The organism is Marinomonas rhizomae (assembly GCF_024397855.1).
GTDB classification, from domain to species: domain Bacteria; phylum Pseudomonadota; class Gammaproteobacteria; order Pseudomonadales; family Marinomonadaceae; genus Marinomonas; species Marinomonas rhizomae_A.
In genome coordinates this window covers 2,651,820-2,671,839 of record NZ_CP073343.1, presented here as the reverse complement: position 1 = coordinate 2,671,839, position 20,020 = coordinate 2,651,820, and the positions used below count along the sequence as shown (strand labels likewise).

The window sequence follows — 20,020 nt, the reverse complement described above, 5'->3', positions numbered from 1 at the left end:
TGTTGGGCAGAACATATGTATAAAATTACAAAAGGCCTAGATCTACCGATCTCAGGTGCTCCCAATCAAGTGATTGAGACGGCTGCTGCTGCAAAGACAGTTGCTGTGATCGGTCCAGACTTTCATGGAATGAAACCCACCATGCTTGTCAAGGAAGGGGACAAGGTCAAGAAAGGTCAAATTATTTTTACGGATAAGAAAACGGAAGGTGTTAATTATACCGCTCCTGCTTCTGGAACCGTAATTGAGATTAATCGTGGTGAACGACGTGTTCTTCAGTCTCTCGTTATTAGCGTTGAAGGCGACGAGTCTGAAACCTTTGCGTCTTATGCCGGCTCTGAACTGAAATCTTTAGAACGTAGCAAGGTTGTGGAAAATCTGGTTAACTCTGGATTATGGACATCATTCCGTACCCGCCCGTTCTCTAAGGTTCCTGAAATTGCTTCAGCGCCAAACTCCATTTTTGTTACCGCTATAGATACGAATCCGCTAGCTGCTTCTCCTGAAGTTGTGCTTGCTGATCAAGCGGAAGCATTTGCAGATGGCCTTACTGTGTTGACTCGTTTAACCGAAGGTAAGGTTTTTCTATGTAAGGCAGCTGGCGCAAAAATCCCAACAACGTCCGATGTGACGGTTGAGGAATTTGCTGGTGTGCATCCTGCCGGTCTTGCTGGTACGCATATCCACTTCCTTGATCCAGTTAGTGATAAGAAAACAGTTTGGTCTATTAATTACCAAGATGTTGTTGCTATTGGTAAATTGTTTGTAACTGGTGAGCTGGATGTTGAGCGAGTGATTGCTTTAGCCGGACCACAAGTTAAAAAGCCTCGTTTGGTTCGTACTCAAGTTGGTGCAAGCTTAGAAAATTTGCTGGCTGGCGAAATGGGTGAAGGTGATAACCGAGTTATCTCTGGCTCTGTTCTTTCTGGTCGCAATGCTTTTGGACCTTTTGCTTACTTAGGTCGTTACCACACTCAAGTGACTGTATTGCTTGAAGGTCGTGAGCGTCAAATGATGCATTATCTTCGTGCGGGCGTAGAAAAACATTCTATTATGAATGTGTTCTTGTCCAAGCTTACGGGGAAAAAATCCTTTGATATGACAACGACGACAAATGGTAGTGATCGTACTATGTTGCCTCTTGGTAACTTTGAGCGCGTGATGCCACTTGATATTCTAGCAACGCAATTGCTACGAGCGTTAGTTGTGAACGATACAGAGCAGGCTCAAAAGCTTGGTGCACTTGAGTTAGATGAAGAAGATTTGGCTTTGTGTACTTACAGTTGCTCAGGTAAGTTCGAATATGGCCCGATCCTTCGGGATTGCCTAACTCTAATAGAGAAAGAGGGTTAATTCATGGGGCTTAGAAAAGTACTCGATAAAATGGAACCTGAGTTTCACTCAGGTGGAAAATACGAAAAATGGTATGCGCTTTTCGAAGCGGTAGATACTATTTTTTACCGCCCAAGTTCTGTAACCAAGAATGGCTCTCACGTTCGTGATGCAGTGGATATGAAACGCATCATGATATTGGTGTGGATGTGTACATTCCCAGCTATGTTCTTTGGTATGTACAATATTGGTCTACAAGCCAATACTGCAATGGAAGCAATGGGTGTTGCGCCTGCTGATTCTTGGCGTCATGCCATTATTGGCGGTCTAACGAGCTATAATGCTTCAAGCATTTGGGACAATATGATTTACGGTGCAATGTACTTTTTGCCTGTTTATCTTGTTACCTTTGTTGTTGGTGGTTTCTGGGAAGTGTTGTTTGCTTCTGTGCGTAAGCATGAAGTTAACGAAGGCTTCTTTGTTACCTCTATCCTTTTCTCTCTTTCTCTGCCTGCAACTGTGCCTTTATGGCAAGTGGCTCTGGGTATCACCTTTGGTGTTGTCCTGGCGAAAGAGGTGTTTGGTGGTACAGGTAAAAACTTCCTTAACCCTGCTTTGGCTGGCCGTGCGTTCTTGTTTTTCGCTTACCCAGCGTCCATGTCTGGTGATGCTGTTTGGACTGCGGTAGATGGCTTCTCTGGTGCGACTGCGTTGAGTCAACTTGCTGCTGATGGCGTTGCAGGTTTAACCGTTGCTTGGTCTGATGCCTTCTTTGGCTTCATTCAAGGTTCCATGGGTGAAACTTCTACTCTGGCTATTCTGATTGGTGGTGGTGCATTGTTAATTATGCGCATCGCAGCTTGGCGGATAGTTGCTGGCGTTATGCTAGGTATGGTGCTGACTTCTGCGTTGTTTAACGTTATTGGTTCAGACACTAACCCTATGTTCTCTACGCCTTGGTATTGGCATCTTGTTTTAGGTGGCTTTGCTTTTGGTATGATGTACATGGCGACGGATCCAGTGTCTGCGTCAATGACGAATCGCGGTAAATGGTTTTACGGCGCTCTGATTGGCTTGATGGTTGTGTTGATTCGTGTTGTTAACCCTGCTTACCCAGAAGGTATGATGTTGGCAATTTTGTTTGCGAATCTGTTTGCGCCATTTATTGACCACTTTGTTGTTCAGGCGAACATTAAACGGAGGATTGCACGCAATGGCTAGTAATAACGATAGTATTAAAAAGACCATTATAGTTGCTTTATCTTTGTGTTTGGTTTGTTCTATTTTTGTTGCAGCCGCAGCAGTAGGTCTTAAGCCTATTCAGAACACCAATAAAGACTTAGACCGTAAGCGCAATATTTTGTCTGCCGCTGGTATGCTTGAACCTGGCAAATCAGTTGATGAGATTTTTGAGTCTGTTGAAACTCGTATTGTGAATTTGCAAACTGGCAAATTTGCTACTCAAGCTGAACTAGATGATGCAGGAATTAAAGCGTCTACTTTTGATCAAAAGGCGGCGTCTAAAGATCCTAGTTTGTCTATTTCTCTTAAGGGTAACGATCCGGCTGGTATCAAACGTCGTTCAAACTTCTCTGCGGTTTACCTTGTGAAGTCTGGCGATAATATCGATCGCATCATTCTGCCTGTGCATGGCTATGGCTTATGGTCAACTATGTACGGCTTTATGGCTTTGAAAAATGACTTCAATACAGTGATCGGCTTTGGTTTTTATGACCAAGCTGAAACACCTGGATTAGGCGGTGAGGTTGATAATCCTAACTGGAAGGCATTGTGGAAAGGTAAAGAAATCTACAATGGACAAGGCGAAGCTGTAATTCATCTTGTAAAAGGTGGAGTGGATAGTTCTGATCCTGATGCTGAGCACAAAGTAGATGGTTTATCTGGTGCTACACTAACAAGTCGTGGTGTTACTCATCTTGTTCAATACTGGTTGGGTCAGGAAGGGTTTGGACCATTCTTATCGCAACTACGTAGCGAAGGAGTTCAATAATGTCTGATGTGAAAAAAGTCCTCTTTGGGCCAATTCTTGCAAATAACCCGATTGCCTTGCAGATCTTGGGTATTTGTTCAGCGTTGGCTGTAACAAGTAGTATGAAAGTCAGTTTGGTTATGGCCATTGCCTTAACCTTGGTAACGGCTTTCTCAAGCTTTTTTATTGCGATTATTCGTAGCCATATTCCAAACAGTATTCGTATCATTGTTCAGATGATCATTATTGCCTCTTTGGTAATTGTGGTGGATCAGGTTTTGAAGGCCTTTGCTTACGAAATCAGTAAGCAGCTTTCTGTATTCGTTGGTCTTATCATTACGAACTGTATCGTAATGGGGCGCGCAGAAGCGTTCGCTATGAAAAATGGCCCAATAATGAGCTTTGTGGATGGTATTGGTAACGGTTTAGGTTACAGCGCAATGTTAATTGTTGTTGCCTTTTTCCGTGAATTACTTGGTGCTGGTAAGTTATTTGGTGTCGAAATCTTTGCAACTGTTCAGAATGGCGGTTGGTATCAGCCTAATGGTTTGATGTTGCTTCCACCTAGTGCATTCTTTGTTATCGGCTTGGTTATTTGGGCTTTGCGTTCTTATAAGAAAGAACAAGTTGAAGAGCCTGAATTCAAGATTGCAGCGAATTCTCGTTCTCAGGAGGCGCTATAAATGGAACATTTAATCAGTCTGTTTGTTAAAGCTGTTTTTGTTGAAAACATGGCGTTAGCTTTCTTCCTTGGTATGTGTACCTTTTTGGCTCTGTCCAAAAAAGTAGAAACAGCGATAGGTTTGGGGATAGCAGTTGTTGTTGTTTTGGCGATTACGGTTCCTCTTAATAACTTGTTGTACCAGAACCTATTAGTAGATGGTGCGCTTGAGTGGGCGGGTTTGCCTGGCGTTGATCTTAGCTTTTTGGGTCTCTTGAGCTACATTGGTGTTATCGCTGCTGTGGTTCAGATATTGGAAATGACTTTGGATAAATACATGCCTGCGTTATATAACGCGCTTGGTGTGTTTTTGCCACTTATCACAGTGAACTGTGCCATCATGGGTGCTTCTTTGTTCATGGTTGAGCGTGACTACAACTTTGGTGAGAGTGTCGTTTACGGTGTGGGTGCTGGTGTTGGTTGGGCGTTGGCGATTGCTGCGCTAGCTGGTATTCGGGAGAAGCTTAAGTATTCAGATGTTCCTGCAGGTCTTCGTGGTCTAGGTATCACGTTTATTACTGTTGGTCTAATGAGCTTAGGTTTTATGTCATTTTCTGGTGTGCAGCTTTAATTAGCTGCCCGTTTAGACAACCAAGAATAGGGTTTAACTAACATGGTCAACTTAGAGATTATTCTAGGTGTGGTGATGTTCACAGCTATCGTGCTTGCGTTAGTGGCAATTATCCTTGCTGCTCGTGCACGCTTGGTAAGCTCTGGGGACGTCACAATTCGCATCAATGGTGAAAAGGAAGTAACAGCACCGGCTGGTGGTAAGTTACTTCAAACTTTGGCGAACAGCGGCATTTTTCTATCATCTGCTTGTGGCGGTGGTGGTACTTGTGCCCAGTGTAAATGTAAGGTGACTAGTGGTGGTGGTTCTATGCTTTCTACTGAGCAGTCCCATTTTACTCGCCGTGATGAAAAAGAAGGTTATCGTTTGTCATGTCAGGTTTCTGTGAAACAGGATATGGATGTAGAGGTACCTGAAGAAGTGTTTGGTGTTAAGGCTTGGGAATGTACTGTTGAGTCTAATCCTAACTTAGCGACCTTCATCAAAGAGCTTACATTGAAATTGCCTGAAGGCGAAAACGTTGATTTTCGTGCTGGTGGTTATGTTCAGCTTGAAGCGCCTGCTCATACTGTGCATTACAAAGATTTTGATATTGAAGAAGAGTATCGAGGTGACTGGGATAAATTTAACCTTTGGAAATTTGTTTCTAAGGTTGATGAAACCGTAATCCGTGCATATTCAATGGCGAACTACCCTGAAGAAAAAGGTATCGTGAAGTTTAATATTCGTATTGCTTCTCCGCCTCCCGGTAAAGATGATTTGCCTCCGGGTCAGATGTCTTCTTATGTGTTCAGTCTTAAGCCTGGCGATAAGATAAAAGTATACGGTCCGTTTGGTGAGTTTTTTGCTAAAGATTCGGATGCTGAAATGGTGTTTGTTGGTGGTGGTGCAGGTATGGCGCCAATGCGCTCACATATCTTCGATCAGCTTAAACGTTTGAATTCGAAGCGTAAGATTTCATTCTGGTACGGTGCTCGTAGTGTACGCGAGGCCTTCTATTCTGAAGAGTACGATAAGCTTCAGGAAGAGAATGAAAACTTCGAATGGCATTTGGCGCTTTCTGATCCTCAGCCTGAAGATAACTGGGAAGGTAAAACTGGCTTTATTCATAACGTTCTTTATGAAAGTTATCTAAAAGACCATCCGGCTCCAGAAGACTGTGAGTTCTACATGTGTGGACCTCCAATGATGAACGCATCTGTTATCAAGATGCTAGAAGATCTAGGTGTAGAAAAAGAAAACATCCTCCTTGATGATTTCGGTGGCTAGCACCTAAATAAAGACCCACCTATAGGTGGGTCTTTATTTTTATTGGCGACTAAAAAGACTTTATATGCGTAAAAAAATACTACTACCCGTTTTCCTGCTTATCGCTATTGCGGTTGTATACCGCCTTTCTGTTTTTACCCCTGAATTAGCCAGCTTCTCTGGCCCTACAATGGGCACAACTTATACGGTGAAATTTTTTACTACTAAAGACGTGGGGGCTTCTTCAGATTTGAAGGATGACGTTGATGCTGCGCTGGTTCGAGTTAACAGGCTAATGTCGACCTATGACGCTAACTCAGAGCTTTCGCTGTTTAATAAGTTGTCCGCTGGTGAATCTGCTGTAGTCAGTAAAGATATGGCTTACGTGATTGATAAAGCTCTGCTTATTAGTGAAATGAGTGGTGGGGAGTACGATGTTACTGTTGGTCCTCTGGTTAATTTATGGGGGTTTGGTCCAGGGAAACGAGAAGATAAAGTGCCTAGCCAAGAGTCAATTGATGACGCAAAGTCGCGAGTGGGTTATCACTATTTAAATCTTGATGGCCGTCAATTGACCAAAGAAAAAGATATTTATGTGGATTTGTCTTCTATTGCGAAAGGCTACGGCGTTGATGTCGTGGCACGAGTTCTTCAAGATAGAGGGATAGAGAGTTATCTGATTGAGGTTGGTGGAGAGATTATATCCCAAGGTCTAAAGCCTGACGGAACTCCGTGGAGAATAGCGATCGAAAGCCCTGCTGGCGGGCATGACATGGCCGAGCGTATTATTTCTGTGACAGATATAGCGGTTGCTACATCTGGAGATTATCGAAATTATTTTGAAAAAAATGGTGTGCGTTATTCCCATACCATTAACCCTATTACAGGTAGGCCAATTACGCACAGGTTGGTTTCTGTTACTGTAGTAGATAAAACAACCACAATGGCAGATGGTCTTGCTACTGCAATTACGGTGCTTGGTCCTGATAAAGGCTTTGAGTTTGCACAAAAAAATGGCATTGCTGCTTATTTGTTGGTGAAAACAGATTTTGGCTTTGAAGAGCATCCATCTGATGCTTTTAAGGCCTATTTAAAATAGATTTTGAAAACTTTTTAGGAGAGATCATATGTTAACGATTGTATTGGCATTTGTCCTTATGCTCATGTTGGTGGCTGCTATGGCGGTTGGTGTATTAATGGGTAGAAAGCCTATTTCAGGCTCTTGTGGTGGCATGAGTGCTTTGGGTATGGAAGTTGCCTGCGATATTTGTGGTGGTGATAAAGGTAAGTGCGAGAAAGAAACGAAAAAAGGTATGGCGGCAACGGTTTCTGATGACACGTTTTATGACGCATCTAAATAATTGAACAGTGAAGAGGGTATTATGACAACGAGACATTATGATGTGGTGGTTTTAGGCACAGGTCCTGCCGGAGAAGGTGCTGCGATGAGTGCGGCGAAGGCTGGCAAAAGAGTGGCTGTGATTGAAGCGAGTTCGCAAGTTGGCGGAAGTTGTACGCATTTAGGAACCATTCCATCAAAAGCGTTGCGTCACGCTGTTAAGGAAATTATTGCATTCAATACTAATCCAATGTTTCGTGATATTGGTGAGCCTCGTTGGTTTTCGTTTCCAAAAGTGTTGGATCGCGCAAATAGAGTTATTGATCAGCAGGTTATGGGTCGTACAGAGTATTACGCGCGTAACCGAATTGATATTTACTTTGGTAAAGGTAAATTCAAGGATGCCAATACAATAGAAGTAAATACTTATGAAAAGGGTCCTGAGCTGCTGGTTGCGAAGAAAGTTGTTATTGCAACAGGTTCGCGTCCATATCGTCCAGCCAATATCGATTTTTCTCATCCTCGTATTTACTGCTCTGATACCATTCTAAGTTTGAGTCATACTCCGCGCTCACTGATTATCTATGGTGCGGGTGTCATTGGTTGTGAGTATGCGTCAATTTTTTGTGGTCTGGGTGTGCGAGTTGAGTTAATCAATCCAGCCAAAAAATTATTGAGCTTTCTTGATGATGAAATTACCGACGCATTGAGTTATCACTTGCGTGATGGCGGTGTGCTAATTCGTCACAACGAAACCTATGATTCAGTTGAAACCACAGAGCGTGGCGTTGTTATGCATATGGCGTCGGGTAAAAAATTACGTGCAGATGCTTTGTTATTCTGTAATGGACGTTCTGGTAATACTGATAATTTGGGTCTAGAGTCAATTAACTTAGATGTTAATAGTCGTGGTCAGTTGGCAGTGAATGATACCTATCAGACGCAGGTCGAGAATGTCTATGCAGCGGGTGATGTAATTGGTTGGCCAAGTCTAGCCAGCGCAGCGTATGACCAAGGTCGTGCTGCCGCAGCGAATATGTTTGGTTCGCCTGGTGGTGAATTCATTAGCGAGGTGCCGACAGGTATCTATACCATCCCTGAAATTAGTTCAGTAGGGAAAACAGAAGCTGAGCTAACGGCAGAAAAAGTGCCTTACGAAGTGGGTCGTGCTTTCTTTAAAAACACTGCTCGCGCTCAAATTACAGGTGAAGCGGTTGGGATGTTAAAAATTCTGTTTCACCGAGAGTCGTTAGAGTTGCTGGGTATTCATTGCTTTGGTGACCAAGCGTCAGAGATTGTTCACATTGGACAAGCGATTATGAAGCAGCCTGGTGAGCAAAATACATTAAAATACTTTTTAAATACGACGTTTAACTACCCAACGATGGCGGAAGCCTATCGAGTTGCGGCGTTAAACGGTTTTAACCGAGTGTTTTAGGTTTCTATCTGTCATAAAAATGCCCACTTAAAAGTGGGCATTTTTATGTCTTTTATTTGGTCATAATAAGACTGTGATCAAATAACAAATTAGCTGCCTTTGATAGCGTAGATGCCTTTAAGGTTTCTGAAGAAGCCTTTGTAGTCCATGCCGTAACCGAATAAAAATCTATCTGCCACATCTGTTCCGATATAGTCGGGAGTCATGTCTGTTTTACGGTCGTGCAATTTATTGATGACGGTCGCTGTGTATACGCTGCTTGTTTCCTGGTTTTCTAGCCATTGAGTTATGGCTTGCAGGGTGTGTCCTTGGTCGAAAATATCATCAACAACGAGAATGTGTCTGTCTTTAAGGCTGGTTTGTGGATAGCTCAGCCAATTAAGTGATGCGCCTTCCGTTTCCATTCCGTAACGAGTTGCATGAATGTAGTCGAGTTCTAATGGAAAGTTTAAACGTTCTATTAGAGCGGCTGTTGGGATTAATCCGCCATTCATAACGCAAAGGACAAGAGGGAGCTTATCTGAAAGGTCCGCTGTAATTTGTGTCGCCATTTTATCAAGGGCTTCGTTAAGTTTTGCTTCGTCAACTAAGCAATCCGCCTCTTCTAAAATGTTGTTTAGATCGTTGATTGTATTCGTCATGGTAAGCCCTGTTGTGGAAAATTGCGGGATTTTACATTAATCCTGACCAGATGCTAAGTTTTTCTGCTGGGATGTGGTTTTTATGTTGTGTAGTGTGGCACAAAGGCAAATGGATGCGAGAACAATAAGCCAAGAGCTTTGTAACCATATTAAAAATATTGGAATGGCAGCGAATGCACCATAAACAACCTGGTAGCTGCTGAAAAATTGTGCGAAAGAACTGAATATGGTGTTTAAAATAAATAAGCCGATGCTGCCTACAAAGGCTGAAATGGAAGCCCACTTTAGGGATACTTCAGCGTTCGGAGTTAAAAAGTTGAGTGTTAATAGCATTAAAAAGTACAGAGTGATGGTGCCAAGTTCCAATAGGTTATCAATCCATGCGTTGGTCTGAGTGCCATATATCTGCATCGATATAAGTGTGCCGTATAAGCTTAATGAGGACGCAAAGATAATGGGGCCCAAGGTGAGAATGGCCCAGTAAGTTAATAGTCTTTCTCTAATTTTTCTGGCTTTTTTGATTTGCCAAATAGATTGTACGCTGCTTTCAAAGCTATTGAGCAGTAATAGTGCGGTGAAAACGAGTGCAACCAGACCAGCGGCTGAAAGATTTTTGGTCTGCGATGAGAATTTAATTAAGTAAGGTATGAGTATATCGCTTGAGCCAGGCGCTAGATGCTGCTCAATTAATTGAAAAAGCTGTGATTGCATTGCCTCTAGTGCAGGTGTAAAGCTCAGAATTCCAACAATGATGGTGATGATGGGGACCGCCGCCAACAAACTTGATAAGGTGAGTTGAGCGGCTTTTTGTGGAAGGTTGCTGTGCTTGAACCTTGTTACAGTTAAATATCCATAACGTTTGAAGATAAGGAAAAAGTAAATTAGACGTTCTGGCATAGTGATTGGGCTCTGTTTAAGTAGGTTCCTACAATAACATAGGCATGAATATTTTATAAAAAACTTCTTTTTGATGCACATTGCACAAACACAGTGCAATGTGATTCATTTTGGCGCGTGTTCCTTGTTTTTTGGGAGGGCTGCTTGTATTATTTATCTCGTTCCTTTTGTGATATTTGTGCTGCGGGATAGTGAATTTTAACTATTCTCGGTTCCATGGTTGCAAATAGTCATTTTTAGCCCAGTTTTACTGGGCTTTTTTATGTCTATTGGTTGACGATTGCTATTCCATCCCTATAATAGCCCACCACATGAAATGTAATGATCTTTGTTCCGTTAGCTCAGTTGGATAGAGCAACCGCCTTCTAAGCGGTAGGTCACTGGTTCGAATCCAGTACGGAGCACCATTTTCAGTCCATTACTTTAATTTAATTTTTATTTAGGTTTTGTTGGCTGTAATTGAATAGATGTCTTGTTAATGACGAGATTGCCAACAAATTAAAGCAGGTTCCCGAGAGGAAGTTTTATGCAAGTTTCTGTAGAGACAACGTCTCCAATTGAGCGCGTTCTAACAATTAGTGTTCCAGCTGCTCGTATTGACGAAAAAGTAAATGCTGAAGTGGCCAAGACAGCGAAAACAATTCGCATCGATGGTTTCCGTAAAGGCAAAGTGCCTGTTAGTGTTGTTAAAAAACGTTACGGCCAAGGTATTCGTCTAGATGCTGTAGAACAAATTATGCGTGATGCATATGTTGAAGCGATTCAAAAAGAGTCTATTCAACCTGCAGGTATGCCTTCAATCGAACCTAAGAACTTTGCTGAAGGCACAGATCTTGAGTTTGTTGTAAAAGTAGAAGTATATCCAGAAGTAACATTGGCTGATAACTCTACTATTAAAGTAGATCGTGTTGTGTCTGAAGTTACTGATGCAGACGTTGATGTAATGTTAGAAACTTTGCGTAAACAAAATTCTGAATGGTCTGCTGTAGAGCGTGAATCTGCTGACGGCGATCAAGTGACAATCGACTTTGTTGGCTACCTAGGTGATGAAGCTTTCGAAGGCGGTGCTGCTGAAGGTCACAAGTTGGTATTGGGTTCCAATACTATGATTCCAGGTTTTGAATCTGGTATTCTAGGTGCTAAAGCTGGTGAAGAACGTACTATTTCTGTGACTTTCCCAGAAGATTACCAAGCTGAAAACTTGAAAGGTCAAGAAGCAACTTTCAAAATCACTGTTTCTGAAGTTGCAGAGCAAATTCTTCCTGAGCTAGATGATGCTTTTGTTGAGAAATTTGGACTAGAAGAAGCGACGATTTCCGCTTTACGTGCTGAAGTGCGTAAGAATATGGAGCGTGAGCTAAATCAAGCAATTAAGTCAAAGCTTAAAAATGCATTGTTTGAAGGTTTGTCTTCAATCAATGAAGTTGAAGTACCTTCAGCTCTTGTTGAACAAGAAGTTGATGCACTACGTAAGCAAGCTGCTCAGCAGTTTGGTGGTGAAGGTTTCGATGCATCTCAGCTACCTGCTGAATTGTTCGAAGAAGAAGCGAAAAAACGCGCTAAATTAGGTTTGTTGATTTCTGAAGTAATCAAGAAAGATGACCTGAAAGTTGATGATGATCGTGTTCGCTCTTTCTTAGAGGACATGGCTCAGGCTTACCAAGAGCCTCAGCAAGTTGTTGATTTTTACTTAAAGAACAAAGAACAATTAGCTCAAGTTCAATCTGCTGTACTTGAAGAGCAAGTTGTTGATAAACTGTTAGAATCTGCTCAAGTTACTGAAGTAACTTTGGGATATGAAGACGCTATCAAGCCAAATGCCCAAGCTGAAGAGGCTGGGGAAGAAGCATAAGACGAGTCTTATCTTTTTTAATAAGGTCGACATAGCATTTGCTATGTCGACTTTTTTGTTTTAAGGAATGCGATATGAATTTGATGAACCCGACTACTGGTCCTGTTGCAATCACAAGTAATGGTCTTGTCCCAATGGTTATTGAGCAGACCGCTCGTGGAGAGAGGTCATTTGATATTTACTCGCGCTTACTTAAGGAGCGAGTAATCTTTTTGGTTGGTCAAGTTGAAGATCACATGGCCAACTTGGTTGTGGCTCAGCTACTGTTTTTAGAGTCAGAAAACCCAGACAAAGATATTCATTTGTACATTAACTCTCCAGGTGGCTCTGTTACTGCTGGTATGTCTATTTATGATACTATGCAATTTATTAAGCCAGATGTTAGTACCATGTGTATTGGCCAGGCGGCGAGCATGGGGGCTTTGTTGTTAACAGCAGGTGCTGCTGGCAAGCGTTACTGTTTGCCTAATTCACGCGTTATGATTCACCAGCCGTTAGGTGGTTATCAGGGGCAAGCTTCTGATATTGAGATTCATACACGTGAAATTTTAAGCATCAAACATAAATTGAATGAAATTATTTCTTTTCATACTGGTAAGCCAATTGAGCAAGTTGCTATTGATACAGATCGTGATAACTTCATGAATCCGGAAGCAGCAAAAGATTACGGCTTAATTGACGATATCTTGCAGAAACGAACAGTTTAAGAAAAGGGTGGAATAAATGTCGGATGATAATTTTAGCCGTGGCGACCACTCCGATCGGTTATTGTATTGCTCTTTTTGCGGAAAGAGCCAAGACGAAGTAAAAAAGCTAATTGCTGGACCTTCTGTCTATATTTGTAATGAGTGTGTGGACTTGTGCAATAACATTATCACGCAGGAGTTGTCTCAAATTACTGAAGATGGCGAGTCTGCGGATGAGTTGCCAACGCCAGCAAAATTGAGTGCGTCGCTTGATGATTATGTTATTGGTCAGGATAAAGCGAAACGAGTTTTGGCTGTAGCGGTTTATAACCACTACAAGCGTTTGCGTCATCAGGGTAAAACAGATACGAGTATCGAATTAGGTAAGAGTAATATCTTGCTTATTGGCCCAACCGGTAGTGGTAAAACATTGCTGGCACAGACGCTTGCTCGTGTTTTGGATGTGCCATTTACTATTGCTGATGCGACTACATTAACAGAGGCTGGGTATGTTGGTGAAGATGTCGAGAACATCATTCAGAAACTATTACAGAACTGTGATTACGATGTAGAAAAAGCGCAGCGTGGTATTGTATATATTGATGAAATAGACAAAATCTCTAGAAAGTCTGATAACCCGTCTATTACACGTGATGTGTCAGGTGAAGGTGTTCAGCAAGCTTTGCTGAAACTGATTGAAGGGACTGTCGCTTCTGTTCCACCGCAAGGTGGTCGTAAGCACCCTCAACAGGAATTTCTGCAAGTTGATACCTCAAATATTCTGTTTATTTGTGGTGGTGCGTTTGCTGGTTTAGAGCGTGTTATCAGTGATAGAACAGAAAAAAGTAGTATCGGCTTTTCTGCCACAGTGAAAAGTAAAGAAGAAGGGCGATCTTTTTCTGAGGCTGTTCACCGTGTAGAGACAGAAGATTTGGTTAAGTTCGGTTTGATTCCAGAGTTTGTTGGTCGTTTGCCTGTTGTTGCGACGCTTTCGGAATTGGATGAAGAAGCCTTGATGACAATCTTAAGTCAGCCTAAAAATGCATTGGTTAAACAGTATCAGCACCTTTTTGAATTAGAGGGTGTTGAGCTGGAGTTTACCCCTGAGTCTTTACGTGAAGCGGCTAAATTAGCCTTAGAGCGTAAAACGGGTGCTCGTGGCTTACGTAGTATTTTAGAGTCTGCTTTATTGGATTGTATGTATGAGCTTCCAACTCGTAATGACGTTGCGAAAGTCGTTATGGATGGCAATTCAATACGTGGCGAGTCTGCTCCGTTGATGGTGCTTGAAAAAGAAGAGCTAGCGAAAAACGCTTAATTCTTTTTTAACTAGAAAAAATAAAAGGCCGAATTTAAGTTTTATTGCTTAAATTTGGCCTTTTTTATGATGTTTCGTTTTAAAACACGTGTAGACTAAATTCAAATAGTGATAGCGCTTGTAATTTCGGGCTTCGCCCTTATCTCTTTCCTAATCAATGTTGAAATATAAAAGTGCACTTTTCTTTATGTGCCCGGATTGGAAAAAAATATGACAGATTCTTTGCTCCTGCCAATGTTGCCACTTCGTGATGTGGTCGTGTATCCCCATATGGTGTTGCCGTTATTTGTTGGTCGCGCTAAATCCATCGCAGCATTAGAGTCTGCAATGGAAAATGATAAACAGGTGTTTCTTGTTGCTCAGCAGGATGCCTCTAAAGATGATCCTACTTTAGAAGATCTTTATTCTATTGGTACAACAGCCAAAGTCATGCAGTTGCTTCGTCTACCTGATGGTACTGTTAAAGTGCTTGTCGAAGGTGGTAAACGTGCTCGTCTTGAAAAGATGGAAGAAGCGGATGGTTTTGTTTTGGGTCGCGTTGTTGAGCTAGACCTTCAAGAAGAAGATCAAACTGAACATGGTGTGATTCGTAATGCTTTACTTAAACAGCTAGATGAGTACGTTGCAGGTAGTAAGCGTATCCCTGCAGAGGTCGTGGCGTCTCTAAAGTCTATCGATGATCTTGCGAAGTTGATCGATAACATTACTGGTCACATGAGTCTTAAGCTTGAAGATAAGCAAAAAGTATTAGAAATAGACTCGTTAACTGGCCGTGGAGAATACTTAATTGGCTTGATGGACGGCGAACTTGATATCGCTCATCTTGAGAAAAGTATTCGTAGCCGCGTTAAAAAGCAAATGGAAAAAAGTCAGCGCGAGTACTATTTGAATGAGCAAATGAAAGCCATTCAGAAAGAACTTGGTGATATGGAAGACGGCAGCAATGAGCTTGATCAGCTGCAAGAAAAAATTGCTGAAGTTGGTATGTCCGATGAAGCAAAAGAAAAAGCGGAAGGCGAACTGAAAAAGCTTCGCATGATGTCGCCTATGTCTGCAGAGGCTGCGGTGGTTCGAGGCTATATTGATTGGTTAACCTCATTGCCTTGGAAAAAGCGCAGCAAAGTTCGTAATGATCTAGCTTACGCAGAAAAAGTATTGAACCAAGATCATTATGGTCTTCAAGATGTTAAAGAGCGCATCCTAGAGTTTCTTGCTGTGCAGCAGCGAGTGAAAAAAGTGAAAGGTCCTGTGCTTTGTTTGGTTGGGCCTCCAGGTGTTGGTAAAACATCATTGGGTCAATCTATTGCTAAAGCGGTCAATCGCCAGTATGTACGTATGGCGCTTGGTGGTGTTCGTGATGAAGCTGAAATACGTGGTCATCGCCGTACCTATATTGGTTCTATGCCAGGTAAGCTACTGCAAAAATTGGCGAAAGTGAAAGTTAAGAACCCACTGTTTTTGTTGGATGAAATTGACAAAATGGGTATGGATCAGCGAGGTGACCCTGCCTCTGCGCTGCTAGAAGTGCTTGATCCAGAGCAAAACCACACTTTCAATGATCATTATCTTGAAGTGGACTTCGACCTTTCTGATGTCATGTTTATTTGTACATCGAATAGTATGAATATCCCTGGTCCTCTTTTGGATCGTATGGAAGTTATTCGCATTCCGGGTTACACCGAGGATGAGAAACTGAATATCGCAAAACGTTATTTGTTGCCTAAACAAATTAAGCTGTCAGGTCTGAAAGAAAGCGAAATTAAGGTAACCGATGACGCATTAATGGACGTGATTCGTTATTACACGAAAGAAGCGGGTGTTCGTGGTCTAGAGCGCGAGCTTAGTAAAGTTTGTCGTCGTGTAGTTAAAAAACAAGCGTTAAGCAAAGATAAAGAGTCAAAAGCGGTTGAAGTAACCAGTGCTAATTTGGAAGATTTTTCCGGTGTACATAAGTTTAGTTACGGAAAAGCGGAAGAAAAAAATCAAATTGGTCAGGTGACTGGTTTAGCTTGGACGTCTGTTGGTGGTGAATTATTGACCATTGAAGCGGCGGGTGTGCCTGGTAAAGGTCGTCATGTTAAGACAGGTTCCCTTGGCGATGTCATGCAAGAATCTATTCAAGCTGCTCTTACGGTGGTTAGAAGTCGAGCAATTGGCCTTGGAATTGATGAAGATTTTCATGAAAAAACAGACCTTCATTTACATGTTCCTGAAGGTGCTACACCTAAAGATGGTCCGAGTGCTGGTGTTGCCATGTGTACAGCCATCGTATCCGTGCTAACTAAGATCCCTGTTAAAGCCTCTGTGGCGATGACTGGCGAGATTACGCTGCGTGGGGAGGTGTTACCTATTGGTGGGCTTAAAGAGAAGCTTCTGGCGGCTCACAGAGGAGGGATAAAAACTGTGATTATTCCTCAAGAAAATGCTCGTGATTTAAAGGAAATTCCTGATAATATCAAAGCAGACATTGAAGTCGTCCCTGTCAAATGGATAGATGAAGTGCTTGATATTGCTTTGGAGTACATTCCTTCACCAAAAAAGGTAGAAACATTACCTTCAAGTGAAAAAACTGTTGATGAACAAGAAACTGTAAGTCATCATTAAAGGCATAACCTGTGTTGACAGGGGATAGGCTGGGCTTGTATAACTGCTGGCTCGGCCTTATCGGTAGTGATTTATACTGCGCCGAAAAACACTAAGGAACCAAGAAAATACTGAAGGGGTACAACGTGAACAAATCTGAATTGATTGATGCTATTGCAGCGTCTGCTGATTTATCTAAAGCTTCTGCTAGCAATGCACTTGATGCTACTTTGAAAGCAATTGAAGCTGCTTTGGCAAAAGGTGACCAGGTTACACTAGTTGGTTTTGGTACTTTTGCAGTTAAAGAACGTGCGGCACGTACAGGCCGTAATCCTCAAACTGGTGAGGAAATCCAAATTAAAGCAGCGAAGGTTCCTGGCTTTAAAGCCGGTAAAGGTCTTAAAGACGCTGTAAACTAATGTTTTTGGAGCAGTAGTTCAGTTGGTTAGAATACCTGCCTGTCACGCAGGGGGTCGCGGGTTCGAGTCCCGTCTGTTCCGCCATTAGACACAAAAGGTGTATTCCAAGCGGAATGCACCTTTTTTATTTGTCATTTAATTAACTCATTCGGAGGCAGTAATGCTCCAGGATATAAGAGATAAGTCACAAGGCATTGTGGTAAAGATCATAGTTGGTTTTATCGTTGTGACTTTTGCTCTATTTGGCGTAGACGCCTTGGTTACTAGCTTTAATTCGTCAGATACTGTGGCTGAAGTGGATGGTGTAGATATTACCCGGACGCAAATGTTGCAAGGTGCTGAAACGCAACGCCGTCAATTAATTTCAATGATGGGCGGACAAGTGAATCCAGCATTATTGGAAGATAACTTATTGCAGCGTCGTGCTTTGGATGAGTTGGTTCAACGTGTTGTGTTAGCCAATCAGGCAAAAGGTTTAGGGTTGGGTGTTTCTGATGCCCAAGTAAACGCTTATTTGCTTCAGGCTGAACAGTTCCAAACAAATGGGCAGTTTGATCAAAATAAATATCTTAACTTTATTCGTTCTCTAGGCTTTACACCATTAGCCTTTAAAGAGCGTATTAAACAAGATGTTTTGATTCAGCAGCCTCGTAACGCCATTGCAGGCTCTGAGTTTGTACTGCCTTATCAAGTAGACAGTGTTGCGAAACTTCAGTCCCAAGAAAGAACATACGATTACGTATCTTTTTCGTTGGCTGATGAGTCAGAAAACACCAGTGTTTCAGACGCTGAGCTGAAAGCGTATTACGAAGCAAATAAAGAAAACTTCAAAACGCCAGAGCAGGTTAAAGTGAATTACGTTGTAATTTCTAGCTCTGACTTTAACAGCAAAGTTAAAATCACCGACGCGGAATTACAAGACGCTTATCAGGCCTTTATTTCAGCTCTATCTCAAGAAGAAAGATCGGCTTCACATATTTTGATTGAGACATCGGATCGTAGTGATGACGAAGCGAAAGAGCGTCTTGCAGAAGTAGAAGCTAAGCTTAAGTCTGGTTCAAAATTTGCTGATTTAGCGGCGGAATATTCGGATGACATTGGTTCGAATAAAGACGGCGGTAAACTAGGTTATGTTGAAAAAGGCGTTATGGGATCTGCTTTTGACGATACGCTTTTCTCTATGAAAAAAGGCGAAGTTAAATCGGTTAAAGGCCAGTATGGATATCATTTAATCCAGTTGGATGATATTTCTAAGCCCGATGTACCTAGCTTTGCATCTAAGAAAGAAGAGTTAGAGAAACAACTGCGCGAAGATAAAGCAAGAGATGCGTTGTTGACGGCCCATGAAGATATTACTGATTTGGCTTACGCGATTGATAAGTTAGACGGCATCTCAAAAGAGTACGGCGTTGATGTACTTCAAAGTTCGTATTTTGGTCGTGATGGTGGTTCTGATGAAGTGACGAGTAATCCAGCGGTTATTGCTGCTGCGTTTGGTCCAACTGTATTAGAAGACGGCCAGAACAGTAATTTGATTGAGTTGAATGATGACCAAGTGGTTGTGCTGCATTTAAATGAACACAAGCCAGAAGCTTTCCAGACATATGAAGAAACGAAAGAGCAAGTCGCTTCTATCGTAGTACAGAATAAAGCCTTAGAGTCACTTCGTGCTAAAGCTGAAAAAGCGAAAACTGCGAATAACACTAAGTGGACCTCTGTAAAAGATGCTAAGCGCGGTCAAGATGAAATGACATCATTGGCTTTCTCTTTGCCTCACCCTGATGGTAAGCCTGTTATAGAGGTGAAAGGCCTGTCTAACGGTGACTTGGCTTTGATCCGCTTAGACAAGGTTGACGTTGGTGAGTCAACGGTTCCTGATGATCAAAAATTGGCTTATGAGCGTTACTTGAATCAAACTCAAGCGACTCTTAGTACTCAAGGTCAACAAGATTACTTGAAAAACAAAGCACAAATAGAAAGATAAGCGTCTATTTTGCCCACAAAAAAGCCACTCAATGAGTGGCTTTTTTATTGCCTAATGCTTTTTTTAAGATAAAGACGCTAGCCATTTATTTGATGGAACAAAGAAGGCTTGTCCTGTTGTTGCGCGAGTATACTTCATCAGGTGGTCGGTATTGCCGTGCTCGTCACCTTTCACCATACTTTCTAACATAAGATTAAAAATCACTGGCGTTTTGCTGTAGCTGGCAAACATTAGGCCTTTTTCAGTTAAAGAGGCAAATGGCATGCTATGGCGCAAAATCTCTAAGGAATCGCCATTCTCGTCTTTCAGTGACGTGCGCTTAGTGTGAGCGTGAACAGACTTTTCTGCGGAAGGGTATTCTTGGTTGGTATGCTTGGTTCGCCCATACACATCTTCTTGGGTTTTTAGGTCTTCTTGTTCCCATTTGTCCAGATCGTGGACGAAACGGATTAAGTTGAAGTAAGAGCCATGTTCAAAACTTGGATCTTCATCGCCAACGAGGGCGACGGCTTTACGCTGTTCTCCCGCTGGGTTTTCGGTGCCATCTACAAACCCAGTTAAGTCCCGATTATCAAGATATTTAAAGCAGCTGACTTCCTCTGCTAATGTAACGCTGTTTCCAAAGGCGTTAAAAAGAACACTAGCTAATTGGTAGGTGACATCATGACGAGAAGAGCGAATATGAAGAACAAGATCCACATCTGTTGGGGTGAACTCAATATCTTTACCCGCTATGTGAGGGAAGGTGGCAAGCAACGACGGGCGGTTGCTGTCTAGCTCATCCCATATAAGGCTGCTAAGACCAATGCTCGCGTGTAACTCGGCTGCCGGGAATTGGGATTGCAATTCTTCAATAAGCGCAGGAGCGGCTGCTAGGGCGCTTTTGAGGTTGTTAATTTCGGATCTATTTACATCTAGTGTAATAAAAAGAGCATCACTTGAAGCTTCAGCAACAATGCCGGATTGATATGGTGTCATCATGGAGGTCCTTTTAGAAATAG

Annotated in this window: 18 protein-coding genes and 2 tRNA genes; 17 read left to right on the top strand and 3 right to left on the bottom strand. The window is 42.2% G+C overall.

The features are described from left to right. The first annotated feature begins 15 nt into the window (after positions 1-15). The 9 genes from KDW99_RS12710 (at position 16) to sthA (ending at position 8,639) form a co-directional block, all read left to right on the top strand. On the top strand, positions 16-1,353 hold the full coding sequence (locus KDW99_RS12710; protein WP_255825254.1) for a Na(+)-translocating NADH-quinone reductase subunit A: 1,338 nt from the start codon (positions 16-18) through the stop codon (positions 1,351-1,353). Between the two features lie 3 nt (positions 1,354-1,356). Beyond that, a complete protein-coding gene (locus tag KDW99_RS12705; protein ID WP_255825253.1) occupies positions 1,357-2,553 on the top strand; it encodes an NADH:ubiquinone reductase (Na(+)-transporting) subunit B in 1,197 nt (398 codons plus the stop codon). Beyond that, complete coding sequence (locus KDW99_RS12700; RefSeq protein WP_255825252.1) at positions 2,546-3,343, top strand: Na(+)-translocating NADH-quinone reductase subunit C; 798 nt, start codon at positions 2,546-2,548, stop codon at positions 3,341-3,343. The genes KDW99_RS12705 and KDW99_RS12700 overlap by 8 nt, the downstream gene beginning before the upstream one ends. After that, the gene (locus KDW99_RS12695) at positions 3,343-4,005 is read left to right on the top strand and encodes an NADH:ubiquinone reductase (Na(+)-transporting) subunit D (RefSeq protein WP_255825251.1); all 663 of its coding nucleotides are present in this window, start codon (positions 3,343-3,345) and stop codon (positions 4,003-4,005) included. Before KDW99_RS12700 ends, KDW99_RS12695 begins: the two co-directional genes overlap by 1 nt. Further along, entirely contained in the window at positions 4,006-4,614 is a 609-nt protein-coding gene (gene nqrE, locus KDW99_RS12690; RefSeq protein WP_255825250.1) for an NADH:ubiquinone reductase (Na(+)-transporting) subunit E, read from the top strand. A 42-nt stretch (positions 4,615-4,656) separates the two neighbouring features. Next, positions 4,657-5,883 carry an NADH:ubiquinone reductase (Na(+)-transporting) subunit F gene (gene nqrF, locus KDW99_RS12685; RefSeq protein WP_255825249.1) on the top strand — a complete coding sequence of 409 codons (1,227 nt, stop codon included), beginning with the start codon at positions 4,657-4,659 and terminating at the stop codon, positions 5,881-5,883. Between the two features lie 64 nt (positions 5,884-5,947). Beyond that, complete coding sequence (locus tag KDW99_RS12680) at positions 5,948-6,961, top strand: FAD:protein FMN transferase (protein ID WP_255825248.1); 1,014 nt, start codon at positions 5,948-5,950, stop codon at positions 6,959-6,961. A 28-nt stretch (positions 6,962-6,989) separates the two neighbouring features. Beyond that, entirely contained in the window at positions 6,990-7,223 is a 234-nt protein-coding gene (gene nqrM, locus KDW99_RS12675; protein WP_012069427.1) for a (Na+)-NQR maturation NqrM, read from the top strand. Positions 7,224-7,244: 21 nt separating this feature from the next. Continuing rightward, positions 7,245-8,639: a Si-specific NAD(P)(+) transhydrogenase gene (sthA, locus tag KDW99_RS12670; protein WP_255825247.1), complete on the top strand. Its 1,395-nt coding sequence runs from the start codon at positions 7,245-7,247 to the stop codon at positions 8,637-8,639. Positions 8,640-8,728: 89 nt separating this feature from the next. Here the strand turns inward: sthA and KDW99_RS12665 are convergent, their stop codons facing one another. Both KDW99_RS12665 and KDW99_RS12660 read right to left on the bottom strand, forming a co-directional pair. Further along, positions 8,729-9,280: a hypoxanthine-guanine phosphoribosyltransferase gene (locus KDW99_RS12665; protein WP_255825246.1), complete on the bottom strand. Its 552-nt coding sequence runs from the start codon at positions 9,278-9,280 to the stop codon at positions 8,729-8,731. A gap of 36 nt (positions 9,281-9,316) precedes the next feature. Next, positions 9,317-10,177, bottom strand: a complete 861-nt coding sequence (locus KDW99_RS12660) for a YihY family inner membrane protein (protein WP_255825244.1) — start codon at positions 10,175-10,177, stop codon at positions 9,317-9,319. 330 nt (positions 10,178-10,507) lie between these two features. On the opposite strand from KDW99_RS12660, the gene KDW99_RS12655 reads away from it, so the two are divergent. From KDW99_RS12655 to KDW99_RS12620, 8 genes are all read left to right on the top strand, one after another. Further along, positions 10,508-10,584 (top strand) — tRNA-Arg (locus KDW99_RS12655). A 119-nt stretch (positions 10,585-10,703) separates the two neighbouring features. Further along, positions 10,704-12,029: a trigger factor gene (gene tig / locus KDW99_RS12650; RefSeq protein WP_255825242.1), complete on the top strand. Its 1,326-nt coding sequence runs from the start codon at positions 10,704-10,706 to the stop codon at positions 12,027-12,029. A 74-nt stretch (positions 12,030-12,103) separates the two neighbouring features. Further along, entirely contained in the window at positions 12,104-12,736 is a 633-nt protein-coding gene (clpP, locus tag KDW99_RS12645) for an ATP-dependent Clp endopeptidase proteolytic subunit ClpP (protein WP_255825240.1), read from the top strand. Between the two features lie 16 nt (positions 12,737-12,752). Beyond that, positions 12,753-14,033, top strand: coding sequence for an ATP-dependent protease ATP-binding subunit ClpX (gene clpX / locus KDW99_RS12640; protein WP_255825238.1), 1,281 nt, complete (start codon positions 12,753-12,755; stop codon positions 14,031-14,033). A gap of 210 nt (positions 14,034-14,243) precedes the next feature. Continuing rightward, entirely contained in the window at positions 14,244-16,637 is a 2,394-nt protein-coding gene (lon, locus tag KDW99_RS12635; RefSeq protein ID WP_255825236.1) for an endopeptidase La, read from the top strand. A 125-nt stretch (positions 16,638-16,762) separates the two neighbouring features. Beyond that, positions 16,763-17,035 carry an HU family DNA-binding protein gene (locus KDW99_RS12630; protein WP_012069435.1) on the top strand — a complete coding sequence of 91 codons (273 nt, stop codon included), beginning with the start codon at positions 16,763-16,765 and terminating at the stop codon, positions 17,033-17,035. A 7-nt stretch (positions 17,036-17,042) separates the two neighbouring features. Further along, positions 17,043-17,119, top strand: a tRNA-Asp gene (locus tag KDW99_RS12625). A gap of 76 nt (positions 17,120-17,195) precedes the next feature. Beyond that, the gene (locus tag KDW99_RS12620) at positions 17,196-19,019 is read left to right on the top strand and encodes a SurA N-terminal domain-containing protein (protein ID WP_255825223.1); all 1,824 of its coding nucleotides are present in this window, start codon (positions 17,196-17,198) and stop codon (positions 19,017-19,019) included. A 63-nt stretch (positions 19,020-19,082) separates the two neighbouring features. Here the strand turns inward: KDW99_RS12620 and KDW99_RS12615 are convergent, their stop codons facing one another. After that, complete coding sequence (locus tag KDW99_RS12615) at positions 19,083-20,000, bottom strand: Dyp-type peroxidase (protein WP_255825221.1); 918 nt, start codon at positions 19,998-20,000, stop codon at positions 19,083-19,085. Positions 20,001-20,020 lie beyond the last annotated feature (20 nt).